Annotated in this window: 21 protein-coding genes and 1 tRNA gene; 12 read left to right on the top strand and 10 right to left on the bottom strand. The window is 37.8% G+C overall.

Going from position 1 to position 20,314, the window contains the following annotated elements; genetic code table 11:
- Positions 1-213 precede the first annotated feature (213 nt).
- The gene (locus AS180_RS06355; RefSeq protein WP_374699986.1) at positions 214-618 is read right to left on the bottom strand and encodes an NAD(P)-dependent oxidoreductase; all 405 of its coding nucleotides are present in this window, start codon (positions 616-618) and stop codon (positions 214-216) included.
- Positions 619-850: 232 nt separating this feature from the next.
- Between AS180_RS06355 and AS180_RS06360 the strand changes: the two genes are divergently transcribed.
- Complete coding sequence (locus tag AS180_RS06360; RefSeq protein ID WP_025907812.1) at positions 851-2,134, top strand: hemolysin family protein; 1,284 nt, start codon at positions 851-853, stop codon at positions 2,132-2,134.
- An 84-nt stretch (positions 2,135-2,218) separates the two neighbouring features.
- Here AS180_RS06360 and AS180_RS06365 read toward each other — a convergent pair whose 3' ends face one another.
- Both AS180_RS06365 and AS180_RS22340 read right to left on the bottom strand, forming a co-directional pair.
- Entirely contained in the window at positions 2,219-2,440 is a 222-nt protein-coding gene (locus AS180_RS06365) for an alpha/beta-type small acid-soluble spore protein (RefSeq protein ID WP_025907811.1), read from the bottom strand.
- Between the two features lie 38 nt (positions 2,441-2,478).
- Positions 2,479-2,554, bottom strand: a tRNA-OTHER gene (locus AS180_RS22340).
- A gap of 172 nt (positions 2,555-2,726) precedes the next feature.
- On the opposite strand from AS180_RS22340, the gene AS180_RS06370 reads away from it, so the two are divergent.
- Complete coding sequence (locus AS180_RS06370; protein ID WP_025907810.1) at positions 2,727-2,969, top strand: hypothetical protein; 243 nt, start codon at positions 2,727-2,729, stop codon at positions 2,967-2,969.
- Between the two features lie 36 nt (positions 2,970-3,005).
- Here the strand turns inward: AS180_RS06370 and AS180_RS06375 are convergent, their stop codons facing one another.
- The 7 genes from AS180_RS06375 to AS180_RS06405 form a co-directional block, all read right to left on the bottom strand.
- Positions 3,006-4,115 (bottom strand): ABC transporter ATP-binding protein, encoded by a 1,110-nt coding sequence (locus AS180_RS06375; RefSeq protein ID WP_025907809.1) that lies wholly within the window; start codon positions 4,113-4,115, stop codon positions 3,006-3,008.
- A gap of 150 nt (positions 4,116-4,265) precedes the next feature.
- On the bottom strand, positions 4,266-5,165 hold the full coding sequence (locus AS180_RS06380) for a PucR family transcriptional regulator (RefSeq protein ID WP_025907808.1): 900 nt from the start codon (positions 5,163-5,165) through the stop codon (positions 4,266-4,268).
- A 31-nt stretch (positions 5,166-5,196) separates the two neighbouring features.
- Entirely contained in the window at positions 5,197-5,409 is a 213-nt protein-coding gene (locus AS180_RS06385) for a DUF5342 family protein (protein WP_025907807.1), read from the bottom strand.
- A 74-nt stretch (positions 5,410-5,483) separates the two neighbouring features.
- The gene (locus AS180_RS06390; RefSeq protein WP_062686560.1) at positions 5,484-6,641 is read right to left on the bottom strand and encodes a YheC/YheD family endospore coat-associated protein; all 1,158 of its coding nucleotides are present in this window, start codon (positions 6,639-6,641) and stop codon (positions 5,484-5,486) included.
- Positions 6,638-7,996 carry a YheC/YheD family endospore coat-associated protein gene (locus AS180_RS06395; protein WP_062686561.1) on the bottom strand — a complete coding sequence of 453 codons (1,359 nt, stop codon included), beginning with the start codon at positions 7,994-7,996 and terminating at the stop codon, positions 6,638-6,640. The genes AS180_RS06390 and AS180_RS06395 overlap by 4 nt, the downstream gene beginning before the upstream one ends.
- A 4-nt stretch (positions 7,997-8,000) precedes the next feature.
- Positions 8,001-9,083 carry a YheC/YheD family endospore coat-associated protein gene (locus tag AS180_RS06400; protein WP_025907805.1) on the bottom strand — a complete coding sequence of 361 codons (1,083 nt, stop codon included), beginning with the start codon at positions 9,081-9,083 and terminating at the stop codon, positions 8,001-8,003.
- An 18-nt stretch (positions 9,084-9,101) separates the two neighbouring features.
- Positions 9,102-10,436 (bottom strand): YheC/YheD family endospore coat-associated protein, encoded by a 1,335-nt coding sequence (locus AS180_RS06405; protein WP_062686562.1) that lies wholly within the window; start codon positions 10,434-10,436, stop codon positions 9,102-9,104.
- Positions 10,437-10,540: 104 nt separating this feature from the next.
- On the opposite strand from AS180_RS06405, the gene AS180_RS06410 reads away from it, so the two are divergent.
- The 10 genes from AS180_RS06410 to AS180_RS06455 all read left to right on the top strand — a co-directional run bounded on the left by AS180_RS06410 (position 10,541) and on the right by AS180_RS06455 (position 20,227).
- Positions 10,541-11,674, top strand: coding sequence for a DUF445 domain-containing protein (locus AS180_RS06410; RefSeq protein WP_062686563.1), 1,134 nt, complete (start codon positions 10,541-10,543; stop codon positions 11,672-11,674).
- 158 nt (positions 11,675-11,832) lie between these two features.
- Complete coding sequence (locus AS180_RS06415) at positions 11,833-12,177, top strand: YlbF/YmcA family competence regulator (RefSeq protein WP_025907802.1); 345 nt, start codon at positions 11,833-11,835, stop codon at positions 12,175-12,177.
- 385 nt (positions 12,178-12,562) lie between these two features.
- A complete protein-coding gene (locus AS180_RS06420; RefSeq protein ID WP_025907801.1) occupies positions 12,563-12,925 on the top strand; it encodes a GntR family transcriptional regulator in 363 nt (120 codons plus the stop codon).
- Between the two features lie 2 nt (positions 12,926-12,927).
- Positions 12,928-13,806: an ABC transporter ATP-binding protein gene (locus AS180_RS06425; RefSeq protein ID WP_025907800.1), complete on the top strand. Its 879-nt coding sequence runs from the start codon at positions 12,928-12,930 to the stop codon at positions 13,804-13,806.
- Positions 13,799-14,503, top strand: a complete 705-nt coding sequence (locus AS180_RS06430; protein ID WP_025907799.1) for a hypothetical protein — start codon at positions 13,799-13,801, stop codon at positions 14,501-14,503. Before AS180_RS06425 ends, AS180_RS06430 begins: the two co-directional genes overlap by 8 nt.
- Positions 14,504-14,633: 130 nt before the next feature.
- Complete coding sequence (locus tag AS180_RS06435) at positions 14,634-15,512, top strand: Cof-type HAD-IIB family hydrolase (RefSeq protein ID WP_025907798.1); 879 nt, start codon at positions 14,634-14,636, stop codon at positions 15,510-15,512.
- Positions 15,513-15,775: 263 nt separating this feature from the next.
- Positions 15,776-17,275, top strand: coding sequence for a coproporphyrinogen III oxidase (locus AS180_RS06440; RefSeq protein WP_062686564.1), 1,500 nt, complete (start codon positions 15,776-15,778; stop codon positions 17,273-17,275).
- Between the two features lie 135 nt (positions 17,276-17,410).
- Entirely contained in the window at positions 17,411-19,030 is a 1,620-nt protein-coding gene (locus AS180_RS06445; protein WP_062686565.1) for a long-chain fatty acid--CoA ligase, read from the top strand.
- 6 nt (positions 19,031-19,036) lie between these two features.
- Complete coding sequence (locus AS180_RS06450) at positions 19,037-19,840, top strand: enoyl-CoA hydratase (protein ID WP_062686566.1); 804 nt, start codon at positions 19,037-19,039, stop codon at positions 19,838-19,840.
- A gap of 114 nt (positions 19,841-19,954) precedes the next feature.
- Entirely contained in the window at positions 19,955-20,227 is a 273-nt protein-coding gene (locus AS180_RS06455; RefSeq protein ID WP_025907794.1) for an HU family DNA-binding protein, read from the top strand.
- Positions 20,228-20,314: the final 87 nt, after the last annotated feature.

Below are 20,314 nucleotides of genomic sequence, written 5' to 3' on the forward strand. Positions count from 1 at the left end.
TTACTATTCACTCAGACCCACTCGGCAACGGATAAATTGAGGATCTAACAGTTCTTTATAAATAAAATGAGCGGTGTCACCTGTGGATATTTTTTTTCATCTAAGGGAAGGACGTTTTTTTCAACGCGGTAGCGCTCTGTAATATGTCCATCAGGTAAGTAGGGCATACAATCGTCCAAAGAAGGTTACTCTCTTTCAAAGTCAGAAACCCTTTTAGGTGATCTTCAGCAGCTCTTGTAAGCTTACGCTTTGATTCACTAGACTGAATCTGTATAGTGAAGGTTCCGTTCGTGTTTGTAAAATCCCTGCTGTGCCGACAGTAATAATTCGTTCAATACCTTGATTATTCATTGCTTTCACAATAACAGGCATGCTTTCTGAAATAACGTTAGCTCCGTCTGTACCAAGTGTACTAATGACAACGTCTTGCCCGTGAAATAAGCAATCCAGCACTTTTTCTTCACGAGCGTCTCCTTCAATGACTGTGAGGTTAGCATGTGAAATAGATAGGCGCTGTATGTTCCGAACCAAAGCTTTTACTTTGTGATTGTTTTCCAATAATAGTTCAAGAAGCTGTTGGCCAACGCGGTCTGTTGTGCCTAATAAAGCAATGTTCATATCTCATCTCTCCTTTATGTAAATATACGAAGGGCATGAATCTTTTTTTCATAGAATATAATAAAGTAGTTTCTAGAAATAACCAAATGAAAAATGGTTTGTAATAGCAGTTGACATTCATTTTCAAATAAGAAGGTTTCTGATATGATATATTTGTACTATTTTGCACTAAAAGGTAAACGCAATTATGTAGTATAAAATTTTATTATTTTTTTAGGAGAGTGAATGACCTTTGGTAGACCTACCCCTGAGTCAAATTATTTTGTTGGCAGTTCTTATCTTATTATCAGCTTTCTTTTCATCTGCTGAGACAGCTTTTTCGAGCGTAAATAAAATACGTCTGAAAAACTATGCTGATGAAAAAAGACGAGGAAGCAAAAAAGCGCTGTTGATTACTGAAAACTTTGACCAAGCGTTATCCACCATTTTAATTGGAAACAACATTGTAAATATTGCTGCATCGTCTATTTCGGCGAAAGTAGCAATTGATTTATTCGGCGGTAATTCAGCGCTTGTCATCAGTACAGTAGTTATGACCATTTTAATTTTAATCTTTGGTGAAGTATTACCTAAATCATTAGCAAAAGAGCATGCAGAAAGCTTCACATTGATGATATCCGGTATTTTATACTTTTTAATCAAAGTACTAACACCAATCTCTTATCTCTTTGTTTTGCTGAAGTCTGGTGTGTCAAAGCTATTTACAGGTAAAGAATATAGCCCTTCGGTTACTGAAGAAGAAATTAAAGTAATGGTTGATTTAAGTGAAGAAGAAGGCGTTATTGATAATCAAGAAAAAGAGCTTGTTCATCGTTCGTTAGAGTTTAATGAAATTGTTGTTGGACAAATTCTTAAACCAAGAATCGATATGGTAGCGATAGAGGTCAATCAGCCGATTGATGAAATAAAAGAAATCTTTTTAGAAGAACGATATTCGCGAATTCCAGTTTATGAGGACAATATTGACAATATTATTGGGATTTTATCAGAGCGCGATTTTTTAACATACTTAGTTCAAGAAAAAGAAGTAAATCTTCGTGAATTAGTACGTGAGCCAATGTTTGTAGTCGAATCAATGAAGATTTCTGTTTTACTACCTGAATTGCAGAAGAACAAAGTACATATGGCAATCGTTGTAGATGAATTTGGTGGCACTTCCGGTCTAGTGACGCTTGAAGATATTTTAGAAGAAATAGTAGGCGAAATTTGGGATGAACATGATGAAGCTGTTCGCTATGTTGATCAAATTAGTGAAACAGAATTTGAATTTAATACAGAAATTCCGCTTGATGATTTCTTAAAGTATGTTGAGGTACCGGCACCAGAAAGTTCTTACCATACGCTTGGCGGCTGGATTTTCGAACAATTTGAACGAGTTCCTGTTGCAGGAGATTTCTTTAGTTATGAAGGCGTAACGTTTACAATTAAAGAGGTTGAAAATCGTCGGATTCGTAAAGTCAACGTTCAAATTCAGTCAATGTTAAACAACGAAAGCGAAATGGAAGTAGCAGACTAAAGACGGTATCTTACTGTCGTGAAAATAAAGAGCACCTCAACAGCTGTTGAGGTGCTCTAGCCATGTTATAAAATTGTGTAAATATTAGTACTTGCCGCCACCTAATTGTTGCTCAGCTAATTGTACTAAGCGCTTAGTGATTTCGCCACCAACAGATCCGTTTGCACGAGCTGTTGTGTCTGGCCCTAAGTTTACGCCAAATTCACTTGCGATTTCGAATTTCATTTGATCGATAGCAGCTTGAGCTCCAGGTGCTACTAACTTGTTTGATGAATTGCTGTTTGATGCTTTTTGGTAGTTTGCCATGTTTATTCATCTCCTCGTTAGATAAAATAATAGTAGTATGGTTGAGCTAGCTGGAATTGAACCAGCGTGGATAAGTTTAGCAAGAAACTTATCTGCCTACCTAGGCGTAGCCCAGTAGTAGATGTTTGCTTTGTTGTTACTAGTAGTATGATAAAGCATTCAAAAGTTTATACATCAGAAAATATTAGTAATTATTGGTAAATTAAAGGAAAATCAGTAGAGTAGAAATAATGGAGTTGCACATATTATGTATATCTTATCGAAGTGAAGAAGGGGTAAGGAAATGATGCATATATGTGAGCTTTGCAATGGGCTGTCCACTTTATCTGAATATTGTAAGGTATGTGGCTATGAGTTAAGCGATATGGGAAAGGTTAGCGACTATTTCGATGATTACAGCGCGTATATGGAAATTGATGAATTAAAGCTTGAAAATGGCATTTCAAATGATTACGTGCAGCATATGTGCACACATTTTTTCTATTGTCAGAGATGTCAGCACGAAGAGATTAAGTTCATTAAAGAATAAAAAAGAGAAGAGTTTTTCCTCTTCTCTTTTTTATTCTTATTCTTTTTCTGCACGAATGCGGCTTTCTGTTTCCGCGTCAAAGAAGTGAGCTTTATTTAAGTCTAATGCTAAAGTAAGCTTTTGCTGGGCTTTTACTTCAGAACGAGCGTCTACGCGAGCGACGAAGTCTTGTTCGCCAATTTTAGCATAAACCATTGTTTCAGCTCCCATTAGCTCCGACACATCAACATTAACGGTTACTTTTGTGCCAGCTGAAGCTTCAATGAAGACAGGCTCGTCATGGAAATCTTCAGGACGAATACCTAGGATAACTTCTTTATTTACATAACCTTGGTCACGTAATACTTTCATTTTTCCTTCTGGAACTGCCAGAACAGAATCGCCTACCGTAATTTTACCATCTGATAAGTTTCCTTTTAGGAAGTTCATTGCAGGTGAACCAATAAATCCGCCTACGAATACGTTTTCTGGCTTTTCATATACCTCTTTAGGCGTTCCGACCTGTTGGATAATACCGTCTTTCATAACAACTAAGCGACTAGCCATTGTCATTGCTTCCGTTTGATCATGCGTAACGTAAATTGTTGTTGTACCTAAGCGTTGGTGCAACTTAGCAATTTCAGAGCGCATTTGCACGCGAAGTTTTGCATCTAAGTTTGATAGCGGCTCATCCATTAAAAATACTTTTGCATCACGAACGATTGCACGTCCTAATGCTACACGCTGACGCTGACCTCCTGATAAAGCTTTTGGCTTACGATCTAGGTATTGTTCTAACCCAAGAATGCGCGCAGCATCTTTTACACGACGGTCAATTTCATCTTTTGGAAGTTTACGAAGCTTTAATCCAAACGCCATGTTGTCATATACAGTCATATGAGGATATAATGCGTAGTTTTGGAATACCATCGCAATATCGCGGTCTTTTGGAGCAACGTCGTTCACGCGCTTATCATCAATATAGAAATCACCTTGTGAAATTTCTTCTAAACCTGCTACCATACGTAGAGTTGTTGATTTACCGCAGCCAGATGGCCCAACAAATACGATAAACTCTTTGTCTTCAATATGAAGATTAAAATCTTTTACAGCCGTTACGTTTTTATCATAAATTTTATAAATATGCTCTAATTTTAATTCAGCCATTTCTCATTCTCCCCCTTGAATATGTACCCTTGTTATTATGAAACCGCTTTCTGTATGAATAGTGTACGATGAATAGAAAAACTGGTAAATGGAAGATGTGCACAAAAAAATGAAAAGGTTTTCGTGCATGTTTACGAAAACCTTTTCATTTTATTGATTTAGAGACTCAGCTGCTAAGATAGCAAGGTAAGCTGAAACGGCCCCTTGAAAGTTTTTAATATCTAAATCCGTTCGGTCAATAAACTTATCAATGCGATACTGCAAGCTGTTCCGGTGCATGTATAGCTTCTTTGCAGCAAGTGATACATTCAGGTTGCACTCTAAATAACATTTAACAGTGTTAAGCAAAGTTTCATCATCTTTTATTAACGATAAAATGGTATTCATTTGTTCCTTGGCAGCGGGAGACATCTCTTTAATCAACCAATAGGGGAGCGTCGTTGAAAGCTTGATCACCTTTTCTTTTTCAAACACTTTTTGAACTTGTTCAAACCAGCTTTTCTCCATGTGAAAAGCACGAGAGGGTGAGAAAGGAAAAGAGTGCAGCTGTCCTTCAAAAAACTGCATATCACTTTCAAAGTCATGTGATAAAATTGTTACGCTGTCCTGTAAATCTCTTGTTAATTCTGATGAGTCCGCTACTTTTTCAATAATTACTCCGCTTTGTAAGTTGTCCCATAAGATGGTAATGGGCGTTGCATACATGGATGAAAGGGCATCTTCAAACTCTGTGCGTTGTTCAAACAAACGTTTAATTGAAAAGTAAGTAAAGCGAATAAGCTTGAATTTATCCAGCTCATCTATCACCGCAGGCTTGTCTTCGAATAGTAGCTGATACCAATATGATTGTTCTGCTGACAGCGTGGTGGTCATTGCTTCGTAAGGAATAAGAAACGCTGAGAGTAGAGCAAGTTCCTTCTCAGAAAGTGCGTCTTGTTCAATTCCAATAAAATGATATTCATCGCTTCGAAACCATTTATATTGGTGAAAGTGGTAGGGAACATCTGAATATAGTAGTTTATTGCCAAAGATGCTTTTTAGTTGCTCCATCATGAAACTCCTTTCTGCTCTGTACTTTTAACTAGTCTTGATAGACATGAAATAACATTAGTTCATGAATAAGGGAAGTAACTTCCTCTTGATTGATAGCGGGAGAGAGTTGATGTTTAAACTGAATTTCTCCTGTTTTTAGATAGTTCGCTTCGTAGTAAGTACCGCTTATATAAAAGGAGATAAACCATCCTGGCATTTCTTTTTGCTGATACAAAGGCTTGATTCGAAAGTGTGTAATCATAAAAAATCCCCTTTCTCATTTTCACTGCTTTTTAATAAGCTTATCATGAGAAGAGGAAATGGAAAGCAACTATTTTAAAAATTCGTTAATTTATAGAATAACCTTATCAGATGCTTAATTCCAATGGATCGAATGTGAGGTTCATCAAAAATCATCGGCTTTGCGTTGATTTCAAAGATATAATAATCACCGGTTTTTGTTCTTCCGATATCAAGCGAAAATTCTCCAACAAATTGAAAATGCTGATGAAGCTGCTGACCGCATGCATCTATTAGAGATGTTAAAAAAGAAGTGTCTATATCAAAAGGTAGCTCCTCAATAGATCTAAGAATTCCTCCATTTAATGTGTGAGTTGTTACACTCTGACGCTCGCTTTGTCTAACTCCGATTCCACTGATGATATATCGCTTCTTAAAGCGATTAGCTAGTATGCGAAGGTCATAGCGCATGTCTTGAAGGGTATCGGTTTCAATCGTTTCTTGGACAATGTAAGAACGAGTAGGGAGAGGCACATGTTCAAGGGAAGAATAAATCTTTTTTTGACGAGAGCTTTCATAGTGAATGCTTCCATCTTGAAGAGTTGTTAAGGTGAAAATTCCTCTCCCTTTGCTACCATGAATTGGTTTTAAGTAAACTTTTTGATGTTTTTTAAGCATAATACGTACATCTTCAATCGATAAAAGTAGCCGAGTATCAGGGAGGTGCTTTTGTGTAACGGTGTTTTTTGATAATAGCTCATACGTTTCCCATTTTGAAAAAAAGCTGGTGTTAAAAAAAGGAATATGAAGATGCTCGCTTTGAGACATTAATTCTTTAAGTTTTTCACGTTCGGTATAGCGATTGGGAAAGCGATTGTAGATAAAATCAGGAAGAGGAAGCGTGGCTTGTCGCCATTCACCGCTTATCTCCTCAAAATAAACACCATATACGTAGCGCTCATAGAACTGTTCAGGAGAAAATAAAACAAGGATTCCTCCGGTTGTCTGAAGCGCTCGATGGATTTCCTTGAAGTAGAGGTGTTGCTTCTGGTTCAAGCTGTTTAAAACAGCGCTGCTCGTAACAATCCCAATTATGGGACCTGCTTTATTTCCTCTAGTTCGCAAGCGAACGGAAGCCTCAGTAGGTTCAAGCTTAACAGGAAGCTCGATGTTTTGTGAACCCCATACGTAGGAGGAATGTGCTTCTTGATGATACCAAGTGTCGTCTGTTTTACTGTAAGAAACAGTAATCATGGATATGAAGCCTCAAGGGATAAAATGGCTTGCTTTGACAAGAAAATGGCATATTCTAACGACAGCTTTCTTGTATATTGATCTTCTTTTCGTAGAGATGGGTGTAAGAAGATAGAACGACCTGGTTTTGAGTTAGCTTCAAACATCCACACGTTTCCTCTCGTATCAACGCCGAAGTCGAATCCGATTTCACCAATAAGGCCTTCTACCTGGTGATCTAATGCTAAGCTGATGAGAAGAGCCGTACTTTCTAATAGCTTTTCTGTTTTCTTTCGTGTTTCTGGATTCGTAAAAACCCGCTGTAAGGATTCAATTTCCCCTCCGTTTGTCATGTGCGTCGTGACCGTTTCGCCACCGCTAATTTTTGCTGCAATGGCAGATAGTTCCCATTCATTGTGTAAATTTTTATTCGTATGGACGCGAAAATCAACAATTCGGTTATCCTTTTTAAATAGTGGGATTGCTTGCTGTGCAATGTAGTGTTCGCGCTCGTTTGTTTTAAATATTTCATCGACTAAGACAGCTAACGAAGCATGTGTTTTTTTTATGAGTTTCTCTTCTTTAAAACAAATTTGATAAACGTGCTGAGTAGAACAATAAGAAAGTGTATAAATACCACGTCCGAGACTACCGTTTTTTGGCTTTAAATAGACTGATTCGTACTGTTCTAACATCTCAGACAGCTGCTCGAGGCTAGGTGCATCAATTGTATAAGGTAAGAAATCTCTTACCGTCGCATCTTTCTGTAGCAGGGTGTGGACCGTCCATTTGTTAAAGAAGTTAGGATTAAAGAGTGGAATTTGATATTCATCGGCTAATTTTTCTTTAATCGTTTGAAAGGCATCAAGGCTTTCTGTTTTTCGATTCGGTAATCGATTGTAAATTACGTTTGGAAGAGGAACTTCACGTTGTTCCCAGCCGTTTGATGTATAAAAATAACCTAAGATTGTGCCAGAATCCCATTGAATATGATGAATGCCAAATAAAAATGGAATTCCTCCCGTAATGGAAGCAGTTGACAAAAGCTTTGCAAACAATAAAGATCGTTTGCCGATTGGGCGTAATAACGAACCGGTAAATCCTGCTGATAGTATGCCGATTAAAGGACCGATATAGATGCTATGTTCATCGGTATAGATGTGAACATCATTATGGATAGGAAGGTGTAATAAGTCCAACAGGTTTTGTGAGATTTTGATTTCATTCACCGCTTCAGGGTCTTCGTAAACCTGACAAATAGAAGAAAACGTACCGAAATAAATAGTGTTTAGTTGATGATGATAAAGAGAGGATGGTACATAGAGTACATCCTCTTGTTCTGGTAACACTTTTAATTGAAAAAGTAAGTTCGTCATTGTTCTACTCCTTATGTTGAGATGAAGGTAAAGTAGCCAAATATGAGCAGTAGGCCATCACATTTTCATACATCTTTTCAGTAGATTCTGGAGTTGTTTCAATGATTGTTTTTCTTCCAGGCTTTGAATTTAAATCAAGAAGCCAAATGCTATAGTCTCTAGAGATACAAATATCTAAGCCAAGTTCAAAAAGAGAAGGGAGCTGAGCTTCTAGCACAAGCGGTATTCGTTCACATAAGCTGCTAATTTCATCTGTGATAAATGTAGCTTTATGAGGTGGAAGTCGCTTCATTAACTCTTCAAATGGTGAAATAGAAGCCCCGTGGCTAATATTTGTAATAAATGAGTCTTCTTTTCCTTTTCGAACGCCTCTTCCAATCTCATTCCAATCTCCGCTTGCATCTTTTTGCAATAAAACGCGAACATCAAGAGGAGAGTACTGAAGTGATAATAGTGGAATGAAAGGCTGAGCGAGATAAGTTGCATTTTGCATGATGTTAAATAGCCAAGCATGAAAATCCGCTAGCTGTGTGAACTGCTTTGTTTGAAGACCTTTTTTGGAATGAAAAGATGCTTCAATGATTCGAAAGCGTTGAACAAGCTTAACAATTCCTTTTCCTTGTGCACCTGCAATCGGTTTTAGAATAAGAGCGTCATGTAAGCGTAACAGCTGCGTTATCTGCTCTTCAGCCGTGATTTTAGTTGTCGAAGGAAGATAAGGAGACAGGTCATCATCTTTTATGAGCTCTGTGTAAACATCCCATTTATTTGGTAGACCATATCCAAGGAACGTAATCGTTGGATTTTGTTTCAGCCAGTTGACAATGGGTATAGCTTTTTTAGAGAGGGAATCACCGCGATAAAAGCATCGATCATAAATAAACATAGGAAGAGAGAATGTATCGTACTGCCACTCATTTATTTCTGAATTATATTTATATCCTGTTATTTTCTGCGATACCGGCTGAAGTTGAAAGGGAGTAAATCGATAAAATTCAATATTGTACGCAGCTGCGTATTTTGCAAGATTGGTTGCATATTCTACTTCCTGTTCGGGATGAATGGTAATAAAACCTAATGAAATCATAAGAAAGACCTCCTCATCTTAATGAAAACGTGTAATGGTAAGGCAATAATTCATAAGGGCTTTAGTGGATGGACGAATCGTTTGAGAAGCTTCGTCACTTTGTTTAGAAGGTTTTGTATTCACTTCAATAATCCAAGGCTGCCCGTTGGCATCAATAGCTAAGTCAATGCCAAACTCCGCATAAATTTCGTCTTGATATGGTAAATTAATACAAATTTCAAGCGCAATCTCTTTTAATAAAGCGATGATATGTTTAGCAGTATGCTCATCGTATAACGAAGTGAGTATATGTTTGGGTGAATAGATTTCTCCTCCACGTGCAACATTTGAAACAAAACAACCTCTTTGAGAAACTCGCGTTATAACCGATGTTACTTTCCATTTGGAGTGGGAGTGTTTGTGACAAAGGATACGAAAGTCAAAGGGGCACCCCTTATATGTTTGAAGGTCGATTCCTTCTTGGATAATAAACCCTTGTTTTTTTAACGTGTGAAATAAAGTTTCAAATACGTCGTGTGCAGAATCGTATTCTTTTTTATACTCGTGTCCAATCGTAGTATAATCAAGGTGATATTGTTCATTGACGTGCGCGATTTTAAAAATATGTTTACCTTGGCTACCGTGTATGGGTTTTAGAAAAATGGTTTGGTAAGATGATAGTGCATCCAATAGATCTTGCTTACACCGGAGCTGATACGTATCGGGTAAATAGGTGTTTAAGTGCACTGTTTGAGACAAGCGTTCGAACACCTTCCACTTGTTTAAGTAGTGAGCGTTAAAAAAGGGAATTTCATTTTCAATCGCTTTTGTAGTAAGCTCTTGAAATTTAGCCGTATGCTCCGTTTTTCGATTATGGATTCGGTTATGAATGACATTTGGTAGAGGTACATTTTGTAGTACCCAAGAATTATATTGAAGCGTATAGCCTTTTTTCGTTCCGTTAAGTAAATCATCTAGTGTACTGACATAAAAGAAGCAGTTTTCCAAATCGCTAAGAGATGCAAACTCTTCACAGAAGGTTGTTATACTTCCAAAGAGATCTAGCGATGACTTAATTTCCGTGACGACACAAATAACGGGACCAATTAATAGTTCCTCCTTAGATGGAGAAGAAAATCGTAGAACGGTTTCGTCTTCAAATAGCCCCCATTCTTGTAAAAGGGTTTTGCAACACATAATAGAGTAATCAGAGCTTGTAAATGGTATAATGCTTACTTCTTGGTGCATACGACCGAATGTGATGGTAATATGAGTATCGCAGCTAAGTTGTTGGCAAAGTCCCTGACTCATGTAGATCTGATTCTTACCCAGTTTTGACTGAGATGCTTTAATCATTACGCATGGAGGGTTCATAAATACGTCCTCATTTTTTAATTTTATAGGCGAATGCTGATATATGGTATGATTTGCAAAGAGAATATGTGAGAGAATTTGTTACAGAAAGGTCGAAGAAAATAATGGAACAGTTTATTACAATCATTATTATGGCCGTCATTGGGGCGGTCATCGGTGGTGTTACGAACCACTTGGCTATTAAAATGTTGTTTCACCCATACGAAGCCAAATATTTATTTAGGAAAAGAATTCCATTTACTCCTGGGCTTATTCCAAAAAGGCGAGATGAACTTGCTGTTCAGCTTGGGAAAACGGTGGTTGATCATTTATTAACACCAGAAAGTTTAAAGAGAAAGTTAAAAGATCCAGCCTTTCATCAAATCTTATTACGAATGGCAAATGACGGGCTTGAAAAGGTATTTACAACGAAGCAAACGTTAGCCGAGGTGCTTGACGCTATTGGTATTAAAGAAGCTCAAGATAAAACAAAGAACGCTGTTCGTAAGCTTGTAGAAAAGAAGTATATTGAGTTTATGACGAGCAAATCAGGTGAGTCACTTTCTTCTTTATTAAGTGAGGGAACAAAGCAAAAGGTAGATCAAGTCATTCCTGTTATCGCAAAGCAAATTTGTGAAAAAGCGGTGGAGTATTTTGAAAGCGAAGAGGGAAAACGTCGCTTAGAACGCATGATTGATGACTTTTTAATGAAAAAAGGGATGCTTGGAAACATGATTCAAATGTTTCTTGGAAATACAAAAGTCATCGATAAGGTCCAGCCAGAAATTATTAAGTTTTTCAAGCATGAAGGAACGAGTGAGCTTTTTGAAAGCTTGATTGAAAAAGAGTGGAAGAAGCTGCAAGAGAAGACGGTGGATGAAGCGGAAGAGTTTATTGGCAGAGAAACAATGTTAGAAGGCATTCAGAGTATTGTTGATCGAACTATATCGGTAGATACCTTATTTGCGAAGCCTGTTTCTGAGCTTGTGGCACCTGCTCATTCGTATGTGCAGAAGGTTGTTCCGGTAGTCGTTGAAAAAGCAGGGGATTTTTTAGTAGAGCGCATTGATTCGTTAATGAGCCAGCTTAAATTAGAAGATATTGTTCGTGAACAGGTAGAGTCGTTTTCAGTGGAGCGCATTGAGGAATTGATTTTAGGGATTTCAAAACGTGAGTTTAAGATGATTACGTATCTAGGAGCGTTACTTGGAGGGATAATTGGAGTGGTTCAAGGAGTTATTGCTCTGTTTATTGCTTAAGTATTTACTTCAAGAGAGAAAAAACGATCTTACTAATTGAGCTTTTACTTTATTTGATTGATTTTGAGAAATAAAGGTCTTAAGCTGAATTTCTCGCCATAATTTGTTATAGTAGTTGGGAAGATGATTATAGTAAAAAAATTTAGGAGGACGTTTATATGTCTGTAAACTTGTACGATGTAGCAAATGAATTAGAAAGAGCCATTCGTCAAAGCGACGATTATACAAATCTAAAGAGCCTGTATGGGGCTGTAAACAATGACGAAGGTTCAAAACAATTATTTGAGCGCTTTCGTACATTACAAATGGAGTTACAGCAAAAACAAATGACGGGTCAAGAGATTACGGAAGAAGAAGTTCAACGAGCACAGCAAACAGTAGCGATTGTTCAACAAGATGAAAATATCGCGAAGTTAATGGAAGCTGAGCAACGTATGAGCATGGTAATCGGTGAGCTAAACAAAGTTATCATGAAGCCATTAGAAGAGTTATACGCTGAATAATAGCTTAAAAAATCAAAGCGATTAGAACTAATTTTAGTTCTAGTCGCTTTTTTGTATAGAAGGAACACATGCAAAAAGGTTGATCTTCACTCCGGATTGCTTGCTTTCCACGGGGCGAGCGTTGAGCCTCCTCGTCACTACGCTCCTGCGGGGTCTCAAGCAGCCTCGCTAGTCCCATAAGAGTCACGCATCCTTCGTTTCAATCACCAGCTTCTGTTATAGGAAAAGAAGCACTCATCTTTGTACCTTTTTGCTAGAAGATAGGGGCTTGATCATGTACATGCAAAAATTTCAAAAAAATAACAGGAACTTATTTACAAATAAATACATATGTTATATAGTTAGTTACATTAGTAACTAACCAATTAACTTAGAAGGTGGTCGTATGGATTTTAAATTAAGAGAGGATCTGCCAATTTTCCAGCAGATTGCAGAGCAGGTTGAAACAAGTATTTTGGACGGATCCATTCAGGAAGGTGATCGCGTTCCTTCTACGAATGAGTTTGCCAAGTACTATCAAATTAATCCAGCCACTGCTGCTAAAGGGGTTAACCAGCTTGTTGACCAAGAGATTTTGTTTAAAAAAAGGGGCGTAGGGATGTTTGTAGCAGATGGAGCTAAGAGTATTATTTTAGAAAAGCGAAAAAAAGCATTTTTTAATCAATATATTGTCCCGCTAAAGCAGGAAGCTGAAAAGTTAGGAATTCAACTTGAAGAACTACAGTCTTTATTAAAGAGGGAGGAATAAGGGTGAATATTACGGTTGAACACGTTACAAAAACGTTTGGGGAGAAAAAAGCATTAAATGACTTAAGTTTAAGTCTAGAAGCTAATAAGATCTATGGTCTGCTTGGACGAAATGGAGCAGGAAAAACCACGCTTATGCAAATGCTAGCAGGACACATAACGCCAACTGATGGTGAGGTAAAAGTTGAGGGGCTATCACCTTTTGAAAATCGTGAGGTTTTGAAGAATATTTGCTTTATTAGTGAAAATAACAACTTCAAGAAAAAGCTTAAAATTAAAGATGTCTTGAAGGTGTCATCTCTTGTGTATCCAAACTGGTCACAAGAGGTTGCTAATGACTTATTAGCACGCTTTAATCTTAGTGGCAAAATGAGTACCAAAGGTTTATCAAAAGGAATGGAGTCTGCTTTAGGTATTACAATTGGCTTGGCTAGTCAAGCACCGCTTACCATTTTCGATGAACCATACATCGGCTTAGATGCGTCGGCACGCTATTTGTTTTACGACTTGATTTTGGAAGCATATCAAGAAAAGCCACGAACGATTATTCTATCTACCCATCTAATTGATGAAGTAAGCAATTTATTTGAAGAAGTAGTCGTTATTCAAAAAGGACAGAAGTTGCTGCATGAAACAGCAGAAAATATGATGAATAAGGCTCTTCATATTAGCGGGAAAGAAGATGTAGTTGACGCTTTTATTAAAAACCAAAACGTCATCCATCAATCTGTTATCGCAGGTAGAAAATCAGCAGTGTTGTTTGGAGGACCATATAACCTTGCTGAAGTAGGTGAGCATAGATTAACGATTGAGAGTATTAACGTTCAGCAGTTGATGGTTTATCTCACAGAAGAGAACAGGAGTGGAAAGCTTTATGTTTAAAGATACAAAAGCAATGCTGTATTATTTATTTCTTGACCATCGCTCGTCAATTTTGATCTTTTGGGGCATTTTTATTGGGAGCATCTTGGCTATTTTAACAATTACGACGGCTGCTGATACTTCTGTTATGGTCGTATCACCAAGCTTACCAATCCTTATTTTCTGCGGGATTGCAGGGTTTGTAATGGTGAAAGAGTCGCTACCTTTTTGTATTAAAATGGGCATGACGCGAAAAAGTTTTTTAACAAGCGTTTTTTTATTCAACATACTGTTAGCGGCGGGGATATCCATTATTCAAGCTTTTGTAAATGCACTATTTCGTCTAGTCATTGACATTACATCTACACAGGTCAGGATTTTTAGTACCATTGAAGCTACTACTATGAATTCTACTTGGTATAACCAACTTCTATTTGATTGCATTCTTTGTTTCTTTTTGCTATCAGCGGGGCTTTTGTTAGGAAGCGTCTTTTACCGAACGGGTTTGATTGGAGGAGCAAGTGTCATTGCTTTTCTATTTGGGCTGTTTTTATTTTCAACTACAAGAGACTGGATTGTTGAACTGTTTGTCACAATAAATGACTCGTTTCAGGTCACTCCTAACCTAGGTACAATATCGGTATTGGCCGTTTTAACAGTTATTCCAACATGGCTATTGCTCAGAAAAGCATCAACGATCTCGTATAACGTACGATAAAATCACATTTTAATCCCTTCTAATTATAGTCATATGCTCATATAACTAATTATCAAGTTTTTTTAAATAAATACCAACGTTCTAACGTGGTAATAAGCTGAGAGACATCTAAGAAGGAAGGGATTTAACAATGACATATCGATTACTGGCGTTAAATATTGATGGTACCATTTTAAATAGTCAAGGCCGTATTACAAAAGAAACGAAAGAAGCAATTCAGTTCGTCAAAAATAAAGGCGTCTACGTTACGCTCGTAACAAATCGCCATTTTCCATCTGCGCGAAAGATTGCAAGGTCCTTGAAAATTCATCCAACAATGCTCATTACGCACAGTGGAGGGTTTATCGCTTCTTCCGTTGATAAGCCGGTATTAGACCGAAGATTAAGCGAAGAAAAAACGTTTAACCTTATTCAACTGTTAGAGAACTTTAACTGTCATATTCGAATTTTACATGAACGCTTTTCAATTGGTAATCGTGTCAAGCTTCCAAATAATATCGTGGCTAAAACGATGTTAAAAACAGGAGAACCACTTTTTTATCCTGTTCAGTTTGTAGACTCATTGGGAGATGCGCTAAGGGATGAGCCAGTATCGACTCCAAAAATTGAAGTGTATTTTGCAGATAAAAGAGAAAAGGAATATGCAGAACAAACCATTGCATCTGCGGTGAAGGACATTGAATGGTTTTCTTACCCCAACGAAAATCGATGCTACATTACGCCAAAAGGAGCGAATAAGGCATCCGGTATTCGCTATGTAGCAAGTCAACTAGGCATTCCGATGGAAGATGTCGTTTCAATTGGCAATTGCTATGATGATATCGAAATGATTGAGCAAGCCGGTATGGGTGTAGCTATGGGGCATTCGCCAACAAATCTCAAAATGCTGGCCGATTGGGTCACAAGGTCAAACAATGAAAACGGAGTGGCATATATGATTAAAGAGCTGTTTAGAAAACAGCAGCGATTAGGTTACTTGAACCAGCTTGATGGAACGAGACTAAACTAAGGCATAGAGGCTGGGACATAAGTATTTCAGTCAATCATCAATCCGAACTATTGGGAGGTAATGACTCTTTTATAGTTCGGATTTTTTGTTGATTGTGAAACCAATTTTAGAGAACTAGCGCAATGGAACGAACTAGTTATGATAACCTAAATATGTTAGAAAAGGCATAATTCGTTTTTTAATTTAGCAGCAATTGACCGAGTCATTGATGTTCTGTAAACTGATAGAAGCTTATCTATGTTTAAAATTGAAAGGTGATTATCGTGAAAATATATGTTCAAGGGTTAGAAGACGAACGATTTCTTCGACCGCTTCAGCTCATTTCTGACTTATTCTTTGAAGAGAGCGATGTTTCTTTTACTTCAAATCAAGAAGAAGACCTACAAATTACGTTTACACTAACTGTCAATGAGCAGATTTCAGCACATATTGCTTTAAAGGCTCGAGACCATGATAAAGTATATAAAGAAGAACTATCAAAGCCAAACTTAGTAGGTTTATCTGAAAAAGAACAGTTCAAGCAAGTGAAAAATGTTGTCCTCCGCGTCTTTTTATCTGTGCTCCAAGAATATACGAATATCGTACAAAAGTGGGGAGTTCTAACGGGAATTCGTCCAACAAAGCTTCTTCATAGGAAGCTTCAAGCTGGAAAAACAAAAGAAGAAGCTCACCAGGAGTTGAAAGAGCAGTATTTAATTACGGACGATAAAATTCAGCTGATGCAGGATATCGTCGATCGCCAACTAGCCGCTGTTCCTGATCTTCATGAGTTATCTGGTGAAGTAAGCATTTATATTGGCATTCCTTTTTGTCCGACAAAGTGCGCATACTGCACGTTTCCTGCTTATGCGATTAACGGGCGTCAAGGTTCGGTTAATTCATTTCTGGGTGGCCTTCACTACGAAATGCGTGAAATTGGAAAATGGTTAAAAGAAAACAATATCAAAATTACAACTGTTTATTACGGTGGAGGGACGCCAACAAGCATTACTGCTGAGGAAATGGACATGCTGTATGAAGAAATGTATGAATCTTTTCCTGATGTGAAAAACATTCGTGAAATTACGGTGGAAGCAGGGCGCCCTGATACCATTACAGCTGATAAGTTAAAAGTGCTGCAAAAATGGAATATCGACCGCATTAGCGTCAATCCACAGTCGTATACGCAAGAGACGTTAAAAGCAATTGGGCGTCATCATACGGTTGAAGAGACGATTGAAAAATTCCATTTATCTCGTGAAATGAACATGAACAATATTAATATGGATTTGATTATTGGGTTACCAAATGAAGGCGTAACGGAGTTCTCACATACGTTAAAAGAATCACAGAAGCTGTTGCCTGAATCGCTGACGGTTCATACGCTTTCTTTTAAGCGTGCATCTGAAATGACGCAAAATAAGCGTAAATATAAAGTGGCTGATCGTTATGAAATCAGCCAAATGATGGATATGGCAACAGAGTGGACAAAAGAAAACGGCTATAAGCCTTACTATCTATATCGCCAAAAAAATATTTTAGGTAATCTTGAAAATGTGGGCTATGCTTTTCCAGGCCAAGAGAGTATCTATAATATCATGATTATGGAAGAGAAACAGACGATTATTGGATTAGGTTGCGGGGCTTCTAGTAAATTTGTTCATCCAAAGACAGGTGTGATTACGCGTTTTGCTAATCCGAAAGATCCGAAGTCATATAATGATGGGTTTAAGCATTATACAGAAGAAAAAATTAAAATTCTAACTGATTTATTCAATGTTTAATAGAAACTGCCGTGTATTTATTCCGAAAATACATGGCAGTTTTTTAATTTGCATAAAGAGAAGGAAATATGTCGAAGACGATTGAATATATAATTTGTTGCAAACGTTTTCTGAAAATAAGTGAGGTGCTGTTCAATGATGAATGTACAATTAACGATTCCTTCAATGATGGAGCGAGCAGAGACGTTTTTTAAGAAGAAGGAGGTTATTTCAAGGTCCACAAAAGGTATGGAACGTTTTACCTATGAAGAAACGGGAAAGAGAACGCGAAAATTGTCTTCCATGCTAGTAGAGCTGGGAGTAGAACGAGGTGACCGTGTTGGAACGTTTGCTTGGAATCATCATCGCCATTTAGAAGCTTATTTTGCAATTCCAGGAATCGGTGCCGTGTTGCACACGATTAATATTCGCTTAGATCCTCAGCAAATTATTTATGTTATTAATCATGCAAAAGATAAAGTACTTTTAATTGATGAGTGCTTTTTACCGCTCTTTGAAAAAATCCACCAAGAATTACCTCACGTAGAAGCTTATATTATTATGTCTGACGAACCCTCGCTCCCTGAAAGTAGTGTAAATCCAATTTATCATTACGAAGAGCTGCTAAAGCGTGGAGATGAAACGTTTGCTTTTCTTTCAGATATTCAAGAAGAAGAGCCAGCAGGAATCTGCTACACTTCCGCTACCACAGGTAAGCCAAAAGGCGTTGTTTACTCACATCGAGGCATTTATTTGCATTGCATGGCACTCGGATTAAGAGATGGTGCAGAGCTGTCTGAAGCTGATATTGCTATGCCGGTAGTTCCAATGTTCCACGTTAATGCATGGGGCTTACCGTTTGCTGCTGTTTGGCTTGGCACAACCCTTGTAATGCCGGGAGCTTTTTTCACTCCGACTATCTTAGCGGAGATGATTCAAAATGAAAAAGTGACGATTGCAGCTGGAGTACCAACAATATGGCTAGGTTTGCTGCAAGAGCTTGAAAAAGGTGAGTATGATACCAGTCATGTGCGTGCGTTTTTATGCGGAGGGTCTGCGGCACCGCTGAGCGTTATTCAGCGTTTTGAAGAAAAGTTTAATATTCCATTTATGCATGCGTACGGCATGACGGAAACCAGTCCCCTTGTCACGATATCTAGATTAAAAAGTTATCAAGAAGAGAAGTCTGCTCCCGAGCGATTAGCGTTAAAAGCTAAGCAAGGATTCCTTGTTCCTGGCGTTGAAATGAAAGTAATCGGTCAGAATGGAGAAGTAGATTGGGATGGTAATGAAATGGGGGAGCTCTTGCTCAGGGGACCTTGGATTGCTTCAGAATACTATGAAGATGACCGTACGAGCGAAGCGTTTAAAGATGGTTGGTTATATACAGGAGACGTGGTTACAGTTGATGAAGAAGGTTTTATTAAAATTGTTGATCGTACAAAAGACTTGATTAAAAGCGGTGGAGAATGGATTTCATCGGTCGACATTGAGAATGCATTGATGGGGCATGAAGGTGTCTTTGAAGCATCGGTTATTGCTGTACCTCATGAAAAATGGCAAGAGCGCCCAGTGGCGTGCGTCGTTTTAAAAGAAGGATATACAGCACAAGTAACCAAGGAAGATATTTTAACTTTCCTTTCGCCTCAATTTGCGAAATGGTGGCTTCCAGACGATGTGATTTTTATGGATGAAATTCCAAAAACAACCGTCGGTAAATTTCTAAAACGAGCACTTCGTGAAAAAGTACTAGAACGCTATGAATTGAAAGGGTGAAGGAAGATGACTGTAAATTTAAAAGTTGTTGAATTAGAAATGAAAGAACGCGTGGCTATTTTATCTTTAAATCGACCGGAATCATTAAATGCTCTCAATATAGAAGTGCTGCAACAGCTTGTTCAATGCTTAAAAGAAGTAGAAGAGAGCCAAGCAGATATTGTCGTCTTGCAAGGAAAAGGAAACGTATTTTCTGCAGGTGGTGATATCAAAATGATGCTGGATCCAAACAGAGCAAACTCATTTCGTAAGGTAATGGATTTAATCAATGAAGTGACGCTAAGGTTATACACGCTTCCTCAGCTTACCATTAGCGCTATTCACGGAGCAGCGGCTGGCTTAGGGCTTAGCATTGCGCTCGCGAGTGATTATATCATTGCGCAAAAAGATGCTAAGATTGCTATGAATTTTATTGGAATCGGACTTATTCCAGATGGAGGAGGCCACTTCTTATTAGCAAAACGCCTCGGTAATCACCGTGCAAAACAGCTTATTTGGCGGGGGGAAACGCTATCAGCAGAAAAAGCGTATAAAATTGGGATAATTGATGAAATAAAAGAAGGAGATTTGGCGAAGCATGTAGAAGATTATGTTTCATACTGGCTCAAAAAGCCAGCGCTTGCTTTAAAAGAGACGAAACGAATTTTCGTTGAAACGTCAATTGAAGAGCTGAAGACTGTATTACAGTTAGAGAAAAGAAGTCAGTTTAGCATGAGCCAAAGTGATGATCATCAAGAGGGGATTGAAGCATTTTTGGCGAAACGTTTGCCGGTGTTTAATCAGCGTTCAAAAGATATTTCCGAAAATTAAGTGAACTAGTTTAAAAGCAAGTGTTTTTGTCTATCATGTAGATAGAGCATGTTTAAAAAATTAGCATCAGTGGTATCAAAAGATAATAATAGAAATCAATGAGGTGATTGAAAGATGAATAAAACAGATTTAGTAAATGCAGTAGCTTCAAAATCGGAATTAACAAAAGCAGACGCATCAAAAGCAGTAGATGCACTATTAGACACAATTTCTACAACATTAGGTCAAGGGGAAAAAATTCAGCTTATCGGCTTCGGTACATTTGAAGTTCGTGAGCGCGCAGCTCGTACAGGGCGCAACCCACAAACTGGTGAAGAAATGCAAATTCCAGCTTCTAAAGTACCAGCATTTAAAGCAGGTAAAGAATTAAAAGAAGCTGTAAAGTGAATAAAAAAGAGACTGAGACATAAGTAGTTCAGCCTCTACTATACCTGAACGATTGAGAGTTCATAACTTTTAATCGTTCAGGTTTTT

The sequence above is a fragment of the Priestia veravalensis genome, assembly GCF_001457055.1.
Lineage (GTDB): Bacteria > Bacillota > Bacilli > Bacillales > Bacillaceae_H > Priestia > Priestia flexa.